This is a genomic window from Pseudomonadaceae bacterium SI-3, assembly GCA_004010935.1.
Taxonomy (GTDB): Bacteria; Pseudomonadota; Gammaproteobacteria; order Pseudomonadales; family Pseudomonadaceae; genus Stutzerimonas.
The window spans coordinates 233,334-249,014 of sequence record CP026511.1 but is presented as its reverse complement, the minus strand read 5'-3'; the positions used below and the strand labels follow the sequence as shown (position 1 = coordinate 249,014).

At 63.5% G+C, this 15,681-nt stretch carries 12 protein-coding genes and 1 tRNA gene; 9 read left to right on the top strand and 4 right to left on the bottom strand.

The window, feature by feature from the left end:
- Positions 1-33: 33 nt before the first annotated feature.
- The 5 genes from C1896_01205 to C1896_01185 all read left to right on the top strand — a co-directional run bounded on the left by C1896_01205 (position 34) and on the right by C1896_01185 (position 5,965).
- Complete coding sequence (locus tag C1896_01205) at positions 34-1,143, top strand: ABC transporter substrate-binding protein (GenBank protein ID AZZ43661.1); 1,110 nt, start codon at positions 34-36, stop codon at positions 1,141-1,143.
- Positions 1,144-1,277: 134 nt separating this feature from the next.
- Positions 1,278-2,123 (top strand): hypothetical protein, encoded by an 846-nt coding sequence (locus C1896_01200; protein AZZ43660.1) that lies wholly within the window; start codon positions 1,278-1,280, stop codon positions 2,121-2,123.
- Positions 2,124-2,514: 391 nt separating this feature from the next.
- Complete coding sequence (locus tag C1896_01195) at positions 2,515-3,924, top strand: L-seryl-tRNA(Sec) selenium transferase (GenBank protein AZZ43659.1); 1,410 nt, start codon at positions 2,515-2,517, stop codon at positions 3,922-3,924.
- Entirely contained in the window at positions 3,921-5,837 is a 1,917-nt protein-coding gene (selB, locus tag C1896_01190; GenBank protein ID AZZ43658.1) for a selenocysteine-specific translation elongation factor, read from the top strand. The genes C1896_01195 and selB overlap by 4 nt, the downstream gene beginning before the upstream one ends.
- A 32-nt stretch (positions 5,838-5,869) precedes the next feature.
- Positions 5,870-5,965, top strand: a tRNA-Sec gene (locus tag C1896_01185).
- 33 nt (positions 5,966-5,998) lie between these two features.
- On the opposite strand, the gene C1896_01180 is transcribed toward C1896_01185, so the two are convergent.
- A complete protein-coding gene (locus tag C1896_01180) occupies positions 5,999-6,211 on the bottom strand; it encodes a hypothetical protein (protein AZZ43657.1) in 213 nt (70 codons plus the stop codon).
- A gap of 270 nt (positions 6,212-6,481) precedes the next feature.
- Between C1896_01180 and C1896_01175 the strand changes: the two genes are divergently transcribed.
- Entirely contained in the window at positions 6,482-7,663 is a 1,182-nt protein-coding gene (locus C1896_01175) for an SAM-dependent methyltransferase (protein ID AZZ43656.1), read from the top strand.
- A gap of 210 nt (positions 7,664-7,873) precedes the next feature.
- Here the strand turns inward: C1896_01175 and C1896_01170 are convergent, their stop codons facing one another.
- From C1896_01170 to C1896_01160, 3 genes are all read right to left on the bottom strand, one after another.
- The gene (locus tag C1896_01170; GenBank protein AZZ43655.1) at positions 7,874-8,725 is read right to left on the bottom strand and encodes a universal stress protein UspA; all 852 of its coding nucleotides are present in this window, start codon (positions 8,723-8,725) and stop codon (positions 7,874-7,876) included.
- Between the two features lie 14 nt (positions 8,726-8,739).
- The gene (locus C1896_01165; protein AZZ43654.1) at positions 8,740-10,227 is read right to left on the bottom strand and encodes a sodium-independent anion transporter; all 1,488 of its coding nucleotides are present in this window, start codon (positions 10,225-10,227) and stop codon (positions 8,740-8,742) included.
- A 377-nt stretch (positions 10,228-10,604) separates the two neighbouring features.
- Entirely contained in the window at positions 10,605-11,801 is a 1,197-nt protein-coding gene (locus C1896_01160; GenBank protein ID AZZ43653.1) for a phosphodiesterase, read from the bottom strand.
- Between the two features lie 206 nt (positions 11,802-12,007).
- On the opposite strand from C1896_01160, the gene C1896_01155 reads away from it, so the two are divergent.
- From C1896_01155 to C1896_01145, 3 genes are all read left to right on the top strand, one after another.
- Entirely contained in the window at positions 12,008-13,771 is a 1,764-nt protein-coding gene (locus C1896_01155; protein ID AZZ47475.1) for a two-component sensor histidine kinase, read from the top strand.
- A 27-nt stretch (positions 13,772-13,798) separates the two neighbouring features.
- Positions 13,799-15,154, top strand: coding sequence for a DNA-binding response regulator (locus tag C1896_01150; protein ID AZZ43652.1), 1,356 nt, complete (start codon positions 13,799-13,801; stop codon positions 15,152-15,154).
- A gap of 156 nt (positions 15,155-15,310) precedes the next feature.
- Positions 15,311-15,631: a hypothetical protein gene (locus C1896_01145; protein AZZ43651.1), complete on the top strand. Its 321-nt coding sequence runs from the start codon at positions 15,311-15,313 to the stop codon at positions 15,629-15,631.
- Positions 15,632-15,681: the final 50 nt, after the last annotated feature.

Sequence of the window (15,681 nt, the reverse complement as noted above, 5' to 3'; positions counted from 1 at the left end):
ACTAATAAAATTCGCCAAAGGAAATAGCCATTCATGAAACGCCGTCACTTGTTTGGTGCCGCCGCTGCCCTGCTTGCCTCCCTCAGCCTCGCAGGCTGCAACGACGAAAAGAAAGTCGAACCCTCCGCCGAGCCGAAGGCCGCCGCCAGCGAAGCACCCGAGACCTACAACTGGAAAATGGTCACCGCCTGGCCGAAGAACTACCCGGGCCTGGGCACTGCCGCCCAGCGTCTGGCCGATAGGGTCGAGGCCATGAGCGATGGTCGCCTGACCATCAAGGTTTATGCCGCAGGTGAGCTGGTTCCCGCCCTCGAAGTGTTTGATGCCGTCTCGCGCGGTACCGCCGAGCTAGGCCATGGCGCGGCCTACTACTGGAAGGGCAAGGTGCCCACTGCGCAGTTCTTCACCTCGGTGCCGTTCGGCCTGTCGACCAGCGAAATGAACGCCTGGCTGACCCGCGGCGGCGGCCAGGCGTTCTGGGACGAAGCCTACGCACCCTACGGCGTCAAGCCGATGGTCGTGGGTAACACCGGCATGCAGATGGGCGGTTGGTTCAACAAGGAAATCAACTCGCTGCAGGACCTGCAGGGCCTGAAGATCCGCACCCCAGGCCTGGGCGGCGAAGTGCTGACCCGTCTCGGCGCGACCACCGTCAACATGCCTGGCGGCGAAGTGTTCACCGCGCTACAAACCGGCGCGATCGATGCCACCGACTGGGTCAGCCCGTACAACGACCTCGCCTTTGGTCTGCACAAGGCCGCCAAGTACTACTACTACCCCGGCTGGCAGGAACCCCAGGCTGTGCTGGAGCTGTTGATCAACCAGAAGGCGCTCGACACCCTGCCGGACGACTTGCGCGCCATCCTCACCGAGGCCGCCGGTGCCGCCAGCCGCGACATGATCGACGATTACGTTTATAACAACGCCATGGCGCTCGAGCAGCTCAAGCAACAAGGTACGCAACTCAAGCGCTTCCCTGACGAGGTGCTGAACGCCATGCGCGAGCAGTCCGACGTTGTCCTCGGCGAACTGGCCGCACAAAGCGAACTGAATGGCCGCATCTGGGCCTCGATGAAGGCGTTCCAGGCGCAGGTCAAGCCGATGCACGAAATCTCCGAGAAAGAGCTGTACAACTGGCGTTGAGTCAGACGATCCGTTGCGCTTGTCGGTGAGCCGACAAGCGCAACGAAGCAAAAGCCCGAAACACTCTACAACTGGCGCGCCCGCGCCGGGCCGTGCACCATCCGCTCAGTTTGTTCATTACTCAGGAATACCAAATGCAACGTGTGCTCAGCATATTCATGGCGCTGTGTATCAGCCTGACCTTCAGCCTTGACGTCCACGCCAAGCGTTTCGGCGGCGGCAAGAGCTTCGGCTCGGCGCCCAGCCATCAGACTCGCCAGGCACCCCAACAAACTCAGGCGGCGCCCAACCAGGCTGGCCGTCAAACTCCCGCAGCTGCCAGTGGCGCGTCGCGTTGGCTCGGCCCGCTGGCCGGTCTCGCCGCAGGTGGCCTGTTGGCTTCGATGTTCATGGGAGATGGCTTCGAAGGCATCCAGTTCATGGACATCCTGATCTTCGGCGGCATCGCCTTCCTGTTGTTCCGATTCCTTGCGGCGCGTCGTCGCCAGCAGCAACCGGTCATGGCTGGACACGGAAACGCACCGATGCAGCGCGAAATGCCTGCCCAGCAATCGATTTTCGGCGGCGCTAGCGCTGCACGTCCGGCTGCCGCACCGGTGATCATTGCACCGGCCTGGTTCAACGAGCAGAACTTCGTGGCAGCCGCCCGCGAACATTTCATCTCGCTGCAGCAGCACTGGGATGCCAACGAGATGGACAAGATCAGCGAGTTCGTCACGCCGCAGCTGTTCGAATTCCTCCAGCGCGAACGTGCCGAGATCGGCGATGCCTATCAATCCACCTACGTTGACGACCTGCAGATTCAGCTCGATGGCGTCGATGATCAGGCCGACAAGACCGTCGCCACCCTGACCTTCGTAGGCGTGTCGAAGAACTCACGCTTCGACCAGGGCGAGCCGTTCAGCGAGAGCTGGCGCATGGAGCGTGCACAGGGCGAGAACCAGCCTTGGCTGGTGGCCGGTATCCGCCAGAACGCCTGAGTTGAGGTTTGACGCGACTCTGCTACGCACAGAGTCGTTTGATAAAAGCCCCGCCGCACTGGCGGGGCTTTTTATTGCGCGCTTGCTTTGCTTCCTGAGCGCAACGAACCGGCAGGCGTCGAGCAGCCCTCCCCGACCGCGCCCATGGCTGAATAGAGCCGGCCCTACAGCGCCTGTCGGCACACCTATTCAACACACCCCCACCGGTTCCAACCCTTGCCCATCCTGGCGAGGCCATCTGAACCCTGCCAGCAAATGGACGTCTATGCTGTTCGCATAACAGCAATAGTCGAGAGGTCCTGCGTGTCAGGCAGCATCGAAACAAGGGTTGGCGCCACTGCTGTAGCCAGAGCGATGTGTTCACCGCACGCCAGTACTGGGTACACCCACGATGAATAGCGTTCGCCTACCTTCCGTCGACAAGCTGCTGCGCGCTCCCGCCTGTGCGCCACTGCAACAGCGTTACGGCCGCGACGCCCTGCTCGGCACCCTGCGCGATCTGCTCGATGAATTGCGAGAACCGGCCCGCCACGGTCAGCTGGCGGCACTGGAGCTGTCCGAAGCAGTGCTTGCAGGCCGCGCGGGCGAACGTCTCGCCAATCAGCACCGCAGCCGAGTGCGCCGCGTCTTTAACCTGACTGGCACGGTGCTGCACACCAACCTCGGCCGCGCGCTGTTGCCGGATGAAGCCATCGAGGCGATCACTCTGGCGGCGCGCTATCCGCTGAACCTGGAGTTCGACCTGGCCACGGGCAAGCGCGGCGACCGCGACGACCTCATCGAAGGCCTGATCCGCGAATTGACCGGCGCTGAAGCCGTCACCGTGGTGAACAACAACGCCGCCGCCGTGCTGCTTGCGCTGAACAGCCTTGGCGCACGCAAGGAAGGCATCATTTCCCGCGGCGAGCTGATCGAGATCGGCGGCGCCTTTCGCATCCCGGACATCATGGCCCGCGCCGGCGTGAAGCTGCACGAAGTGGGTACCACCAACCGCACCCACGCCAAGGATTACGAAGCCGCGATTAACCCCCGCAGTGGGTTGTTGATGCGCGTGCACACCAGCAATTACAGCGTGCAGGGCTTTACCGCCAGCGTCGCTACCGCCGAGCTGGCACAGATTGCCCGTGCGCACGATCTGCCGCTACTAGAAGACCTCGGCAGCGGCAGCCTGGTCGACCTTTCGCGCTGGGGCCTGCCCAGGGAGCCCACCGTGCAGGAAGCCCTGCGCGACGGTGCCGACATCGTCACCTTCAGCGGCGACAAGCTGCTCGGCGGCCCGCAATCAGGGCTGATCGTCGGCAGCCGCGAGCTGATCCAGAAGATCAAGAAAAATCCGCTCAAGCGCGCCCTGCGCGTCGATAAGCTGACCCTCGCCGCACTGGAAGCGGTGCTCAACCTCTATCGCGATCCGGATCGCCTCGGTGAACGACTGACCAGCCTGCGTCTGCTCAGCCGTCCGCAGCCGGACATCCGCACCCAGGCCGAACGCCTGGCACCGGCGCTGACCGGCGCCTTGGGCGAGTCCTGGCAGGTCGCGGTTGAAGACGCCCTCGGCATGATCGGCAGTGGTGCACAACCCGTGGCGCGCCTGCCGAGCGCCGCCTTGTGCATTCGCCCGCACCAGCCCAGGCGTCTGCGCGGCCGCAGCCTGCGGCTGTTAGAAGAGGCACTGCGTGACCTGCCGATCCCGATTCTGGGTCGAGTCGCCGACGACGCGCTCTGGCTCGACCTGCGCCAGCTGGATGACGAGCCGGCATTTCTCGCCCAGCTGCCGCACCTCGAGCAGGCGCTGGCATCATGATCATCGGCACCGCGGGACACATCGACCATGGCAAGACGGCCCTGCTCCAGGCGTTGACCGGGCAGGCCGGCGACCGGCGCCAGGAAGAACGTCTGCGCGGCATTACCATCGATCTTGGCTACCTTTACGCCTCGCTGGGCGAACCCGACCTGACCGGTTTCATCGACGTGCCCGGTCATGAACGCTTCGTCCACAACATGCTCGCCGGCGCCTGCGGTATCGACTGCGTGCTGCTGGTCGTCGCCGCAGATGACGGCGTGATGCCGCAGACCCGCGAGCACCTGGCGATCGTCGAGCTGCTGGGCATCCGCCGGGCATTGGTGGCACTGACCAAAATTGACCGGGTCGAGCCATCGCGCATCGCCGAAGTGCAGCTGCAAGTCGAAGCACTGCTGGAGCCTGGGCCGCTCTGCGGCGCGCCGATCCTTCCAGTGTCCAGCGTGTCCGGCGAAGGCATTGACGCGCTTCGCGCCCAGTTGCTCGAGCAGGCCAGCGAAGTGCGCGCGCGCCGCGAAGAAGGGCATTTCCGCCTCTCCATCGACCGGGCGTTCAGCGTGACTGGCGCTGGCGTGGTCGTGACCGGCACCGCCTTCGCAGGTCGCGTCAAGGTGGGTGACGAACTGAGTCTGGGGCCATCCGGCCGCAAGGTCCGCGTCCGCGGGCTGCATGCGCAGAATCAGAAGGCCCAGGAGGCTAAGGCTGGCCAGCGCGTCGCCCTCAACCTCAGCGGTGAGCGGCTCTCGGTAGCTGATATCAGGCGCGGCGATTGGCTGGTAACGCCCGAGCTGCAGGCCGGAAGCCAGCGTATCGACATCGAATTCACGCTCCTTCCCAGCGAAACCCGTGAGCTGCGCCACTGGACACCGGTACACGTCCACCTTGGCGCCCAAGATGTGACCGGCCGTATCGCCCTGCTAGAAGGCGAATGTCTGGCTCCCGGTGGGCACGTGCATGCGCAGTTGCTGCTCAATGCGCCCGCGCATGCGGTGCATGGCGACCGCGTGGTGCTGCGCGATCAATCCGCCCAGCGCACCCTTGGCGGCGGCCGCGTCCTCGACCCTTCCGCACCGCCACGCAATCGACACCGTCAGGCCCGCCTTGCGGTGCTGCGCGCGCTGGCTGGCGACACTCTGGAAGACATTTTGCCGGGGCTGCTGCCAAGCGCCCTCAACGGTTTGGACCCCGCCTTGCTGGAGCGGCAATTCAATCGTCCCCGGCAGACCTGGCGGCTGCCAGACGAAGCGCTGGAGATTGATACGCGGCTGGGCCCGAGGCTGTTCGAACGCGGCACCTGGGATTACCTCGGTCAAAGCCTGGTAGCGGCTCTGCAACGCTTTCACGAAACCCAGCCGGACGAGCTTGGGCCGGATCGTGATCGCCTGCGCCGCTACGCCCTACCTCAGCTTGAGCGACCGGCCTACCTGGCACTGCTGGAAAGCCTGCTGGCGGTTGGCACCATCGAAGCCAGCGGCCCGTGGCTGCACCTCCCCGGACACCGGGTTCGCCTGAGCGAGGAAGAAGAAGCCCTGAAGGCCCGGCTCTGGCCATTGCTCGAAGCGGCGCGTTTCAACCCGCCCTGGGTCCGCGACCTGGCCAGCGCGCTGGATGTCGAGGAGGACCGCATCCGGCACCTGCTGCGCAAGCTGTCGCGCATCGGCGAGTTGCAGCAGGTCGTCAAAGACCTCTTCTACCCCGATGCGACGATCCGCCAACTGGCCAGCCAGGTACTGGACATGGAGCGCCAGTCCGGCGTGATCCGCGCCGCCGCCTTCCGCGACCAGATCCAGCTGGGCCGTAAACGCAGCATTCAACTGCTCGAACATTTCGACCGCATCGGCCTTACCCGTCGGTTCGGCAACGAACGCAAGGTGCGACGCGACAGCGCCTTGGCCTCGGACACTGAGCTCAGGTAGGCTGTCGCACACGATGACCAGGTCAATTTCTCGGAAGGCAATCGCACCCGGTGGTGCGGCCGGGCTTCAAACCCGGTTGGGGGCGGCAGCCGTTCCTGGGTGGGTTCGACTCCCACTGCCTTCCGCCATCTTCGAAGCAGCCTCGTTAGCCGGGCAGCGCGTCAGCGCTCATGACGCCGCAGCCACTCGCTGGCCACCTGCCCCATGGTTTTGGATGTTCCATCCTTTATCCAGCCCATAAAATCCCGGTCGAACTTGAAATCGGGCCCGCAAGCCTCGGCCATGAACCTTCGTACGTTCTGCGTGTTTCTATAGCTAGCGTTCACCACTGTTTCGTTCGTTATCGAATCGCTATGCCAGTCGAAATCGGTCATCACTTTGCCTTTTATTGTTCGCACGCCAAACAGGCCGTAGTTTCCAACAGGAGTACACGAAACAGGTTTATCGCTGTCGCTCTAGCGACAGGTTACCGCCTGCAAAGCCCACTGCATCTGGGGCGAAGGCTTTCGCATACAGCCGTCACTCCTAACATTGCTCGAATCACTTCCGTCCATCTCCCGATAGCCGAAACCATCGGCCGATGGAGCGCAAGCGGAAAAAAGCTGGGCTAGGCTTTCATGCACGCCAAATCCAGGAGAACGAGCATGTTGGCCACATTGCTTCCTACCTTGCGAGAATTGGAGTTGCCGTTGCGTCTGCGGCTCTGGGACGGCAATGAGATCGATCTCGGGCCCGCACCCAGCGTGACACTGGAGATCAAGGATCCCAACCTGATTCCGCAGCTGGCCCACCCCAGCCTGGCCTTGCTTGGCGGCGCTTACGTCGAAGGAAAAGTCGATCTTCACGGCCCGCTGGAAGAGGTGATCCGCATCGGCGACGAGATCAGCCGGGCACTGGGCGACCAACATTCGCAGCTGCCGGTGCGTGAAGCCCATGACAAGGCCACTGACGCCGAGGCGATTTCCTATCACTACGACCTGTCCAACGAGTTCTATCAGCTCTGGCTCGACCGCGACATGGTCTACTCCTGCGGCTATTTCGAGACGGGCAGCGAAGACCTCGATCAGGCGCAGCAGGCCAAGCTCCGGCACCTGTGTCGCAAGTTGCGCCTGCAGCCCGGCGATCGGCTGCTGGATGTCGGTTGTGGCTGGGGTGGGCTGGCGCGGTTTGCAGCTCGTGAATACGGGGCACAGGTGCTCGGCATAACGCTCAGCGCTGAACAGCTGAAGCTCGGGCGTGAACGGGTCGCGGCCGAGGGGCTGGAAGATCGAGTCCAGATTGAGCTGATGGACTATCGAGATTTACCCCAGGAAGGACAGTTCGACAAGGTAGTCAGTGTCGGCATGTTCGAGCATGTCGGGCACGCCAATATGCCGCTGTATTGCCAACAGCTGTCCGCGGTGGTTCGCCCAGGCGGCTTGGTCCTCAACCATGGCATCACCTCACGGCACACCGATGGCCGGCCGGTTTCCCATGGCGCGGGCGAGTTCATCGACCAATACGTGTTCCCCCACGGCGAGCTGCCGCATTTGACGAGCATCGGTGCCTGCATCAGCGAATCAGGGCTTGAAATCGTCGATGTGGAGAGCCTGCGCCTGCATTACGCACGTACCCTGCAGTTCTGGAGCGAGCGGTTGGAATCGAGCTTGCAAGAGGCGCAGCGGATAGTTCCAGACCGCGCCTTGCGCATCTGGCGGGTGTATCTGGCAGGCTGTGCCTATGGCTTTCGCCGCAACTGGATCAACCTGCATCAGATCCTGGCAAGTAAACCCTTGCCTGATGGCGGCCATGAATTGCCTTGGTCGCGGGCAGACATCTACCGTTAACGAATGCCCGCGCCGCGCCGTGGCCAATGACAAAGCCCACCGAGCAACGGTGGGCTTCTTATTTCAGGCAAGTCGGTTGATTGCTCGCATGCTTCATGCGACAGCCAGACCCGGCTGCATCTATCTGTTCCGGCACCACACCGGTCAACTGGCGAAACGGGGCCTGCCCTGGCGGTAAGACGCCTGCCTTACTGGCGGCATAACGCCAATTCAGCGCAACAGCAGCAGTGGCGTGGTGGTCGAGCGAATCATGCTGGTGGTCGTACTGCCAACGAGGAACTGGCGAATCCGTGAGTGCCCATAAGCGCCCATCACCAGCAGCCCGATGCCATGTTCGGCCTGGTAGGCATGCAAGGTCGGTCCTACTTCGCCGGCACGAATCGCGATGTGCACTTCGAAGCCTGCCGCCGTCAGCGCATCGCGCGCGGACTCCAACAGTGCGCGGCTGTCGCCGGTATCCTCACCGACCATCACCAGATGGATCGGTATGCCTTTGAACAGCGGACTGGAGGCCAGCATTTCTACGCCCTTGCGGGTGGTAGCGCTGCCATCGAACGCGAGCATGACGCTGTTGGGCACAGAGAAGCTCGCGGGGGTGACCAGCATCGGCCGGTGCAAGGTACGAATCACGCTTTCCAGCTGGCTGCCGATGAGCTGCAGGTCGGTGCCGCTGTCCTCACCCTGCTTGCCGATCACCAGCAGGCGCGTGTCGGACTCCAGCTCGCGCAGACTTTCCACTAGGTCGCCATGGCGCTGGCGGACGTCAGGTTGCATCACCCCGGCAGTCACGACGCGCTGCTTGGCTGAGTCGAGCATCATCCGGCCTTCCTCGAGCGCCAGCTTGCTGCGCTTCTCGTCCAGCGCGGCGAGTTCTTCGAGCAGGTACTCACGGCTACCGAGGCCGATGATGCCGCTGAGGTTGCCGGCTGCCGGGTACTGCTGCTGGTCGAGCACATGCAGCAAGGTCAACGGTGCATCCAGCTGCAGGCTGGCCCAGGCGGCGCAATCGCAGACGGCCGCAGCTTGTGGGGAACCGTCGATGCAAGCCAATACGTTGTTCATTGTTGTGCTCCTGGTCAGTGGCTCATCAGCTCGTCGATGGCTTCGGGTTTGTCATGTACACCGAAGCGGTCGACGATGGTCGCGCTGGCTTCGTTCAACCCTAGCACTTGGACATCGGAACCCTCACGACGGAGTTTGACGACGACCTTATCAAGCGCGGCAACCGCGGTGATGTCCCAGAAATGCGCATGGGTCAGGTCGATGATGACGCGGGAAAGCGCTTCCTTGAAGTCGAACGCGGCGGTGAATTTGTCGGACGAGCTGAAGAACACCTGGCCCACCACTCGGTAGGTACGCTGGTTGCCGTCGGCGTCCAGTTGCGAATCGATACGCAGGTAGTGGCCGACCTTGTTGGCGAAGAACAGCGCCGCCAGCAGCACACCCGCCAGCACGCCGTACGCGAGGTTGTGGGTGAAGACCACCACCACCACGGTGACCACCATCACGATGTTGGTCGACAGCGGGTAGCGTTTCAGGTTGCGCAGCGAATCCCAGCTGAAGGTGCCGATGGAGACCATGATCATCACGGCCACCAGCGCCGCCATGGGTATCTGGCCGACCCAGTCGCTCAAGAACACCACCATCAGCAGCAGCACGACGCCGGCGATCAGGGTCGACAGCCGGGTGCGGCCGCCGGATTTCACGTTAATCACCGACTGGCCGATCATCGCGCAGCCGGCCATACCACCGAACATGCCAGAGACGATGTTGGCGACGCCCTGGCCTTTGCACTCGCGGTTCTTGTCGCTGCCAGTGTCGGTGAGGTCGTCCACGATGGTCGCCGTCATCAGCGACTCCAGCAGGCCGACCACGGCCAATGCGGCCGAGTACGGGAAGATGATCGCGAGGGTCTCGAAATTCAGCGGCACTTCGGGCCAGAGGAAAATCGGCAGCGTATCCGGCAGATCGCCCATGTCAGCCACGGTGCGGATATCCAAGCCAAAGTACACAGCGACTGCAGTCATCGAGAGGATGCAGACAAGCGGCGACGGGATGATCCGGCCGATCGTCGGCACGTAGGGGAACAGGTAGATGATACCCAGGCCTGCCGCAGTCATGGCGTAGACGTGCCAGGTGACGTTCATCAGCTCCGGCAGCTGCGCCATGAAGATCAGAATCGCCAGGGCGTTGACGAAGCCGGTGACCACCGAGCGCGAGACAAAGCGCATCAGCGAGCCGAGGCGCAGATAGCCGGCGCCGATCTGCAACACGCCGCAGAGCAGCGTCGCCGCCAGCAGGTATTGCAGGCCGTGCTCGCGCACCAGCGTCACCATCAGCAGCGCCATCGCCCCGGTGGCGGCGGAAATCATGCCCGGGCGGCCACCCACGAAGGCAATCACCACGGCGATGCAGAAGGAGGCATAGAGGCCGACGCGTGGGTCGACCCCAGCGATGATCGAGAAGGCGATCGCTTCCGGAATCAATGCCAGGGCTACGACGAGACCGGCGAGCACGTCGCCACGAATGTTGCAGAACCAGTTTTGTTTCAGTGAATGAAGCATGGTGATTTCCGGAGCAAAGGCATCGCCGGCAGGCCGGAGGCGGCACGCGGTTGATACAAGGCTAGTTTCTGAATTCGATTAACGTGCGATTCGCGCACATGCGACGTGGCGCGCAGCCGTGTTCACCCGCATCCGATTACAGGCGATCGCGGCGAGACGGGGCGGGGCATTGCGCTAAGGCGGACTGGGCAGCCAGATCATGCGACAGAACTTATTCGGTGGCGGGCTTCGACAGCTCGAAGCCGCTGAAAACAGGCCGCGAATGATAGCGCAGCAAGCCGCCTGGCGCGACCCACAGCGGCCGTCCGAGCCTCCGCCGTCGCATCCGACGCTCCCGACGGATCTGGTCGAGGGCCTCCAAGCCCGGCATGACCGGCCTACCGCCAGAAGTCATCGAGGTTGCCGAAGCCCCACTGAGCAGGGTCCTCCCGGCCCACGATGCGGTCATTCGCACCCGGCCGAGAGAGATCCAGGTCCAGCTGCTGGATTGGGGCCTTGGCCTTCGCCGAGAAGAACACCCGCACCAGCGGTTCGGTGAGTTTTTCTGGGTGCTGGTCGATCACCACACCGAGCCGGCCGGATTCCAGCCGCACCAAGGAGCCGAGCGGATAGATGCCCACCGAACGTACGAAGGCGTGAAACACTTGGATATCGAAGTGGCCAGTCCATTGCGCCATGCGGGCCAGCGACTCCGCCGGGTTCCATGCCTTCTTATAAGGACGGTTGGAGGTGATGGCGTCGTATACATCGCAGACCGCACCCATCCGCGCGAACAGGCTGATGGCCTCGCCTTGCAAGCGATGCGGATAGCCGCTGCCGTCGGATTTTTCATGGTGGTGCAAGCAGACGTCCAGTGCGGATGCGGGAATTGATCCTGCTGCCAGCAGCAGCGCATGCCCCCGCTCGGGGTGGCTGCGCATCACGGCGTATTCGGCATCGGTCAGGCTGCCGGGTTTGTTCAGTACCTCCACTGGCATGGCCATCTTGCCCACGTCGTGTAACAACCCCGCCAGGCCGGCCTCACGCACGAGGTCTTCGCTCAGGCCGAGCTGCCGAGCCAGCGATACCATCAATGCGCAGACGGCCACCGAGTGCATGTAGGTGTATTCGTCCTTGTGCTTGAGCCGCGCCAGGCCGATCAACGCCGAGCTGTTGCGCACCAACGAGTCGCTGATCTCCGCCACCAGTGGCAGGCAGCTTTCGACGTTGATCGCATTGCCCAGCCGTGCCTCGTTGAAGAGTTCGGTGATCGCCTTCTTCGAACGGTTGAGCACGCGGGCAGCTCGCTGCAGTTCATCACGCGCACTGCAGCGCGCCACGACCGGAGCGGTAGGCGCTTCAGGCGGAGGAGTCGAGGCCGGCGTGGAAAGCACCACCGCCGGATCGACGACATCGACGCCCTTGCTGGTATCGATCCAAACGGCCAACAGCCCGCTCTGGCGCAGACGCTGCACATCTACAGGATCGTCGAGGATGAACTTATTTTTCCAGAACGGATGCGAAAGCCAGCTGCCTTCGAATGCGTGGAGATACATGCCTAAGCGCACCGCATCGGCAGGAATTTTCTTCAGCATGGGCGCCTCTAGACGACACTACGCACGGTAGGTAGAGCTGATCTCGCTGTAACCTGTCGTCCCTGCTAGCCAGTCAACATTTCGGACGACACGGCATTATCGTGCCACCACTCAACCAGGCCTGTACATTACCCAAAAGATGTACAGGTATTGGAATCGAACGTGTGCCGCGCTTTACCATGCGATTCCACTATCGCGAGCCGACCATGCCAGCCCAGACCAGCCGCTACCGCGTCGCCCTGATCACTTCGCTCATTCTGGCCGGGCTACTGCTGAGCATGTATTGGGCCGGGCGCATCGCCGAGCAACGTGCCTGGACCGAGCGCAGCCAGGAGGCCGCTGGCCAGCTCGAGTTATATGCCCAAGCGATCCACACCCAGGTGCAACGCTTCCGCTCGGTGCCCGCGCTGCTGGCGCTCGACAGTGACATTCAGGCGCTGCTGAACAACCCTAGCGACCAAGCCCTGCGCGGGCAACTCAATCATCGACTGGAGGAGCAGAATCAGGCCGCAGGCTCGTCGGTGCTCTACCTGCTCGACCGCCATGGCGAAACCCTGGCGGCCAGCAACTGGCGCGACTGGAGCAGCTTCGTCGGTAACAACTACGCCTTTCGGCCCTATTTCATCGATGCGGTGGCCAACGACTCGGGCCGCTACTTCGCCGTCGGCGTAACCACAGGCATCCCCGGCTATTTCCTCTCCAGCTCGGTCAAAAATGCCGACGGCGAAGTGATCGGCGTGCTGGTGGTCAAGCTCGAACTTGAAGACATGCAGCGCGAATGGGTCGGACAGTCCGGCATCCTGCTGATCTCCGACTCGCTGGACATCGTCATCCTGACCAACCGTCCGGCCTGGCGCTTCCGTTACCTGCGCCCGCTCAGCGACGCGGTGCGCGACCGCCTTGTCGCGGTCCGCCGCTACGCCGAACAGAACCTGCAGCCGCTGGTCAGCCAAAGCCTGCAGCATATCGCCGATAACAGCGAACGGCGCCTGGTCGACGGGCCCGATGGCCGCCGCGACTACCTCTGGCAACGCTTGGCGCTGCCGGAGGAAGACTGGACCCTGCACCTGCTACAGGAGCCGCAACTGGTGGCCGCCAATGTCCGCAGCTATCGCCTGGCCGCGGCGGGCGTCTGGATGACGCTAGCGTTCCTGCTCTTGTACCTGGCCCAACGGCGCAAGACCCTGCGTGTGGAGCGACGCAGCCGAAACGAGCTGGAGCGCCTGGTAGAGGAACGTACCCGCGAGCTGAACACAACGCAGGATGAACTGGTGCATGCCGCGCGCATGGCCGCGCTGGGGCAGATGTCGGCCGCCCTCGCCCACGAAATCAACCAGCCACTGACGGCCCTGCGCATGCAACTGGCCAGCCAGCGGTTGCTGCTGGACAGTGGCCGCACCGACGCCGTGCGCGAAGGCATCGGCCAGGTCGAAGGCCTGCTCGAACGCATGGCCGCGCTGACCAGTCACCTGAAGACCTTCGCGCGCAAGAGCCCCGCCGGGCTGCGCCAACGATTGAGCCTGGCCGAGGTACTGGGCCAGGCGCTGCAATTGCTCGGGCCGCGTATTCGCAGCGAAGGGGTTGAGGTGATCTGTCAGGTGCCGTCTGAGGCCTGGGTCAATGGCGATGCGATTCGCCTGGAGCAGGTGCTGATCAATCTGCTGACCAACGCGCTAGACGCCATGTGCAATGCCGAGACCAAAACGCTGCGCATCCTCTGCCAGGCTCAGGGCGACGGTTGGACGCTGAGTGTCGCCGACAGTGGTGGTGGCATCGCTGATGAGCATCTGGACCAGGTCTTCGAGCCGTTCTTCACCACCAAACCGGTCGGCCACGGGCTCGGCCTCGGCCTTGCCGTCTCCTACGGCATCGTGCGCGACCTTGGCGGCAGCCTCAGCGTGCACAACGATGCGCAGGGCGCGGTGTTCGAACTGCATATGCCAGCGGCCGAATCGCCCGGCGCCGAGTAGACTGGCGACTCGCAAGAGGAGTGAGACATGAGCGGTCAGGTGATCTTCATCGATGACGAGGCGGCAATTCGCCACGCAGTGCAGCAGTGGCTGGAGCTGTCCGGCTTCAGCGTGCAAACCTGCGCCCGTGCCCACGAAGCGCTGGCTATCGTCGACCGGGGCTTTCCCGGCGTGCTGATCAGCGACGTGCGGATGCCGGACCTGGACGGCCTTGGCCTCCTGGAGAAGCTGGTGGCGCTGGACCCGGAGCTGCCGGTGATCATGGTGACCGGCCACGGCGATGTGCCGATGGCGGTCCAGGCGCTGCGCCAGGGAGCCTACGACTTCATCGAGAAGCCCTTCACCCCGGAGCGCCTGCTCGACAGTGTCCGCCGTGCGCAGGACAAGCGCCGGCTGGTCTGCGAGAACCGGCAGTTGCGGGAACAGTTCACCCGTAAAGGCCGCATCGAATCGATGCTGCTTGGTGTCTCGCGGACGATGGAGAACCTTCGCCGCCAGGTGCTGGAACTGGCGGGCACGGACGTCAACGTGCTGATTCGCGGCGACACGGGGAGCGGCAAGGAGCAGGTTGCGCGCTGCCTGCATGATTTCAGCCCGCGGGCGCGCAACCCCTTCGTCGCGCTCAATTGCGCGGCGATTCCGGAAACCATCTTCGAAAGCGAGCTATTCGGCCACGAGAGCGGCGCGTTCACCGGTGCCCAGGGCAAACGCATCGGCCGCATCGAGCATGCCCACGGCGGCACCCTGTTTCTCGACGAGATCGAGAGCATGCCGCTGGCCCAGCAGGTCAAGCTGCTGCGCGTCCTGCAGGAAAAAACGCTGGAACGGCTGGGCTCGAACCGCAGCATCGAGGTCGACCTGCGCGTGATCAGCGCGTCCAAGCCGGACCTGCTGGAAGAGGTGCGTGGCGGGCGCTTCCGTGAGGATCTGCTGTACCGCCTGAACGTCGCCGAACTGCACATCCCGCCGCTGCGTGATCGCCGCGAGGACATTCCCCTGTTGTTCGATCACTTTGCCACCCAGGCTGCACAACGCCACGGCCGCGATCCGGTCCCGGCCAGCCCGGCCGAACTGGCGCAGCTGCTCACCCACGACTGGCCCGGCAACGTGCGCGAACTGATCAACGCCGCCGAGCGCCACGCCCTGGGCCTGACGCCACCTTCACCCGCCACGCCCCCGACAGCCATCACCGGCACGTCACTGGCCGACCAGATGGAAGCCTTCGAAGCCCAGTGCCTGCACAGCGCCCTGCAACAGCACAAAGGCAACATCAGCGAAGTCATGGCGCAACTGCAGCTGCCCCGCCGCACCCTCAACGAAAAGATGCAACGCCACGGGCTGAGCCGCAGCGATTACCTGCCCGCCGGCGCTGCAGAGGGTTGAGCAGTTGCCAAGGGAATCGGGATCGGGATCGGGGCCGATCAGCCTGCACGCTTTTGTAGAAGCCAGGGCACGCCGAGTCGTTGCTGGCCATCACCGGCGCACCGTGCAGCAGCGGATCGCGAGCAAAGCTCGCTCCTACGATAAGCGGGCCATGAGGTGCAGCGACAGCAGGCGGAAAGCGATCAGTACAGGGCGGCTGATTGGGCTATTTCCTCGACTCCGCTGACTATCCCTACCCCGGAAACTGCCCTCACCTACACCCTGTACGGCAATTCGGGTCTCATCGTGAAGGCCGGTGAAGCGCCTAGATCCGAGGAAGGAGCTCTCCGGCAAAGTCACACCCGTAGAAGCGAGCTTGCTCGCGAATCCTTAGCACAGCTTGGGTGTACCGTTTCGCCAGGAAACTGGCTCCTAGAAAGCTTGTGCGAACGTGCCCTTGAGCCGGGCGCAAACATGCTTCGTGCGCTGCAACGGTAATCGCAGAAAGCCGTCGGGATGACTAACCCCGCGCGGACGCGCAGCAAGGC

Excerpts from the sequence above, each read along its gene's own strand:
- C1896_01170 (AZZ43655.1), bottom strand. The coding sequence starts at position 8,725 with ATGAACAACGTATTGGCTTGCATCGACGGTTCCCCACAAGCTGCGGCC.
- C1896_01160 (AZZ43653.1), bottom strand. The coding sequence starts at position 11,801 with ATGCTGAAGAAAATTCCTGCCGATGCGGTGCGCTTAGGCATGTATCTC.
- C1896_01155 (AZZ47475.1), top strand. The coding sequence starts at position 12,008 with ATGCCAGCCCAGACCAGCCGCTACCGCGTCGCCCTGATCACTTCGCTC.
- C1896_01175 (AZZ43656.1), top strand. The coding sequence starts at position 6,482 with ATGTTGGCCACATTGCTTCCTACCTTGCGAGAATTGGAGTTGCCGTTG.
- C1896_01200 (AZZ43660.1), top strand. The coding sequence starts at position 1,278 with ATGCAACGTGTGCTCAGCATATTCATGGCGCTGTGTATCAGCCTGACC.
- C1896_01165 (AZZ43654.1), bottom strand. The coding sequence starts at position 10,227 with ATGCTTCATTCACTGAAACAAAACTGGTTCTGCAACATTCGTGGCGAC.
- C1896_01180 (AZZ43657.1), bottom strand. The coding sequence starts at position 6,211 with ATGACCGATTTCGACTGGCATAGCGATTCGATAACGAACGAAACAGTG.
- C1896_01205 (AZZ43661.1), top strand. The coding sequence starts at position 34 with ATGAAACGCCGTCACTTGTTTGGTGCCGCCGCTGCCCTGCTTGCCTCC.
- C1896_01150 (AZZ43652.1), top strand. The coding sequence starts at position 13,799 with ATGAGCGGTCAGGTGATCTTCATCGATGACGAGGCGGCAATTCGCCAC.
- C1896_01195 (AZZ43659.1), top strand. The coding sequence starts at position 2,515 with ATGAATAGCGTTCGCCTACCTTCCGTCGACAAGCTGCTGCGCGCTCCC.
- selB (AZZ43658.1), top strand. The coding sequence starts at position 3,921 with ATGATCATCGGCACCGCGGGACACATCGACCATGGCAAGACGGCCCTG.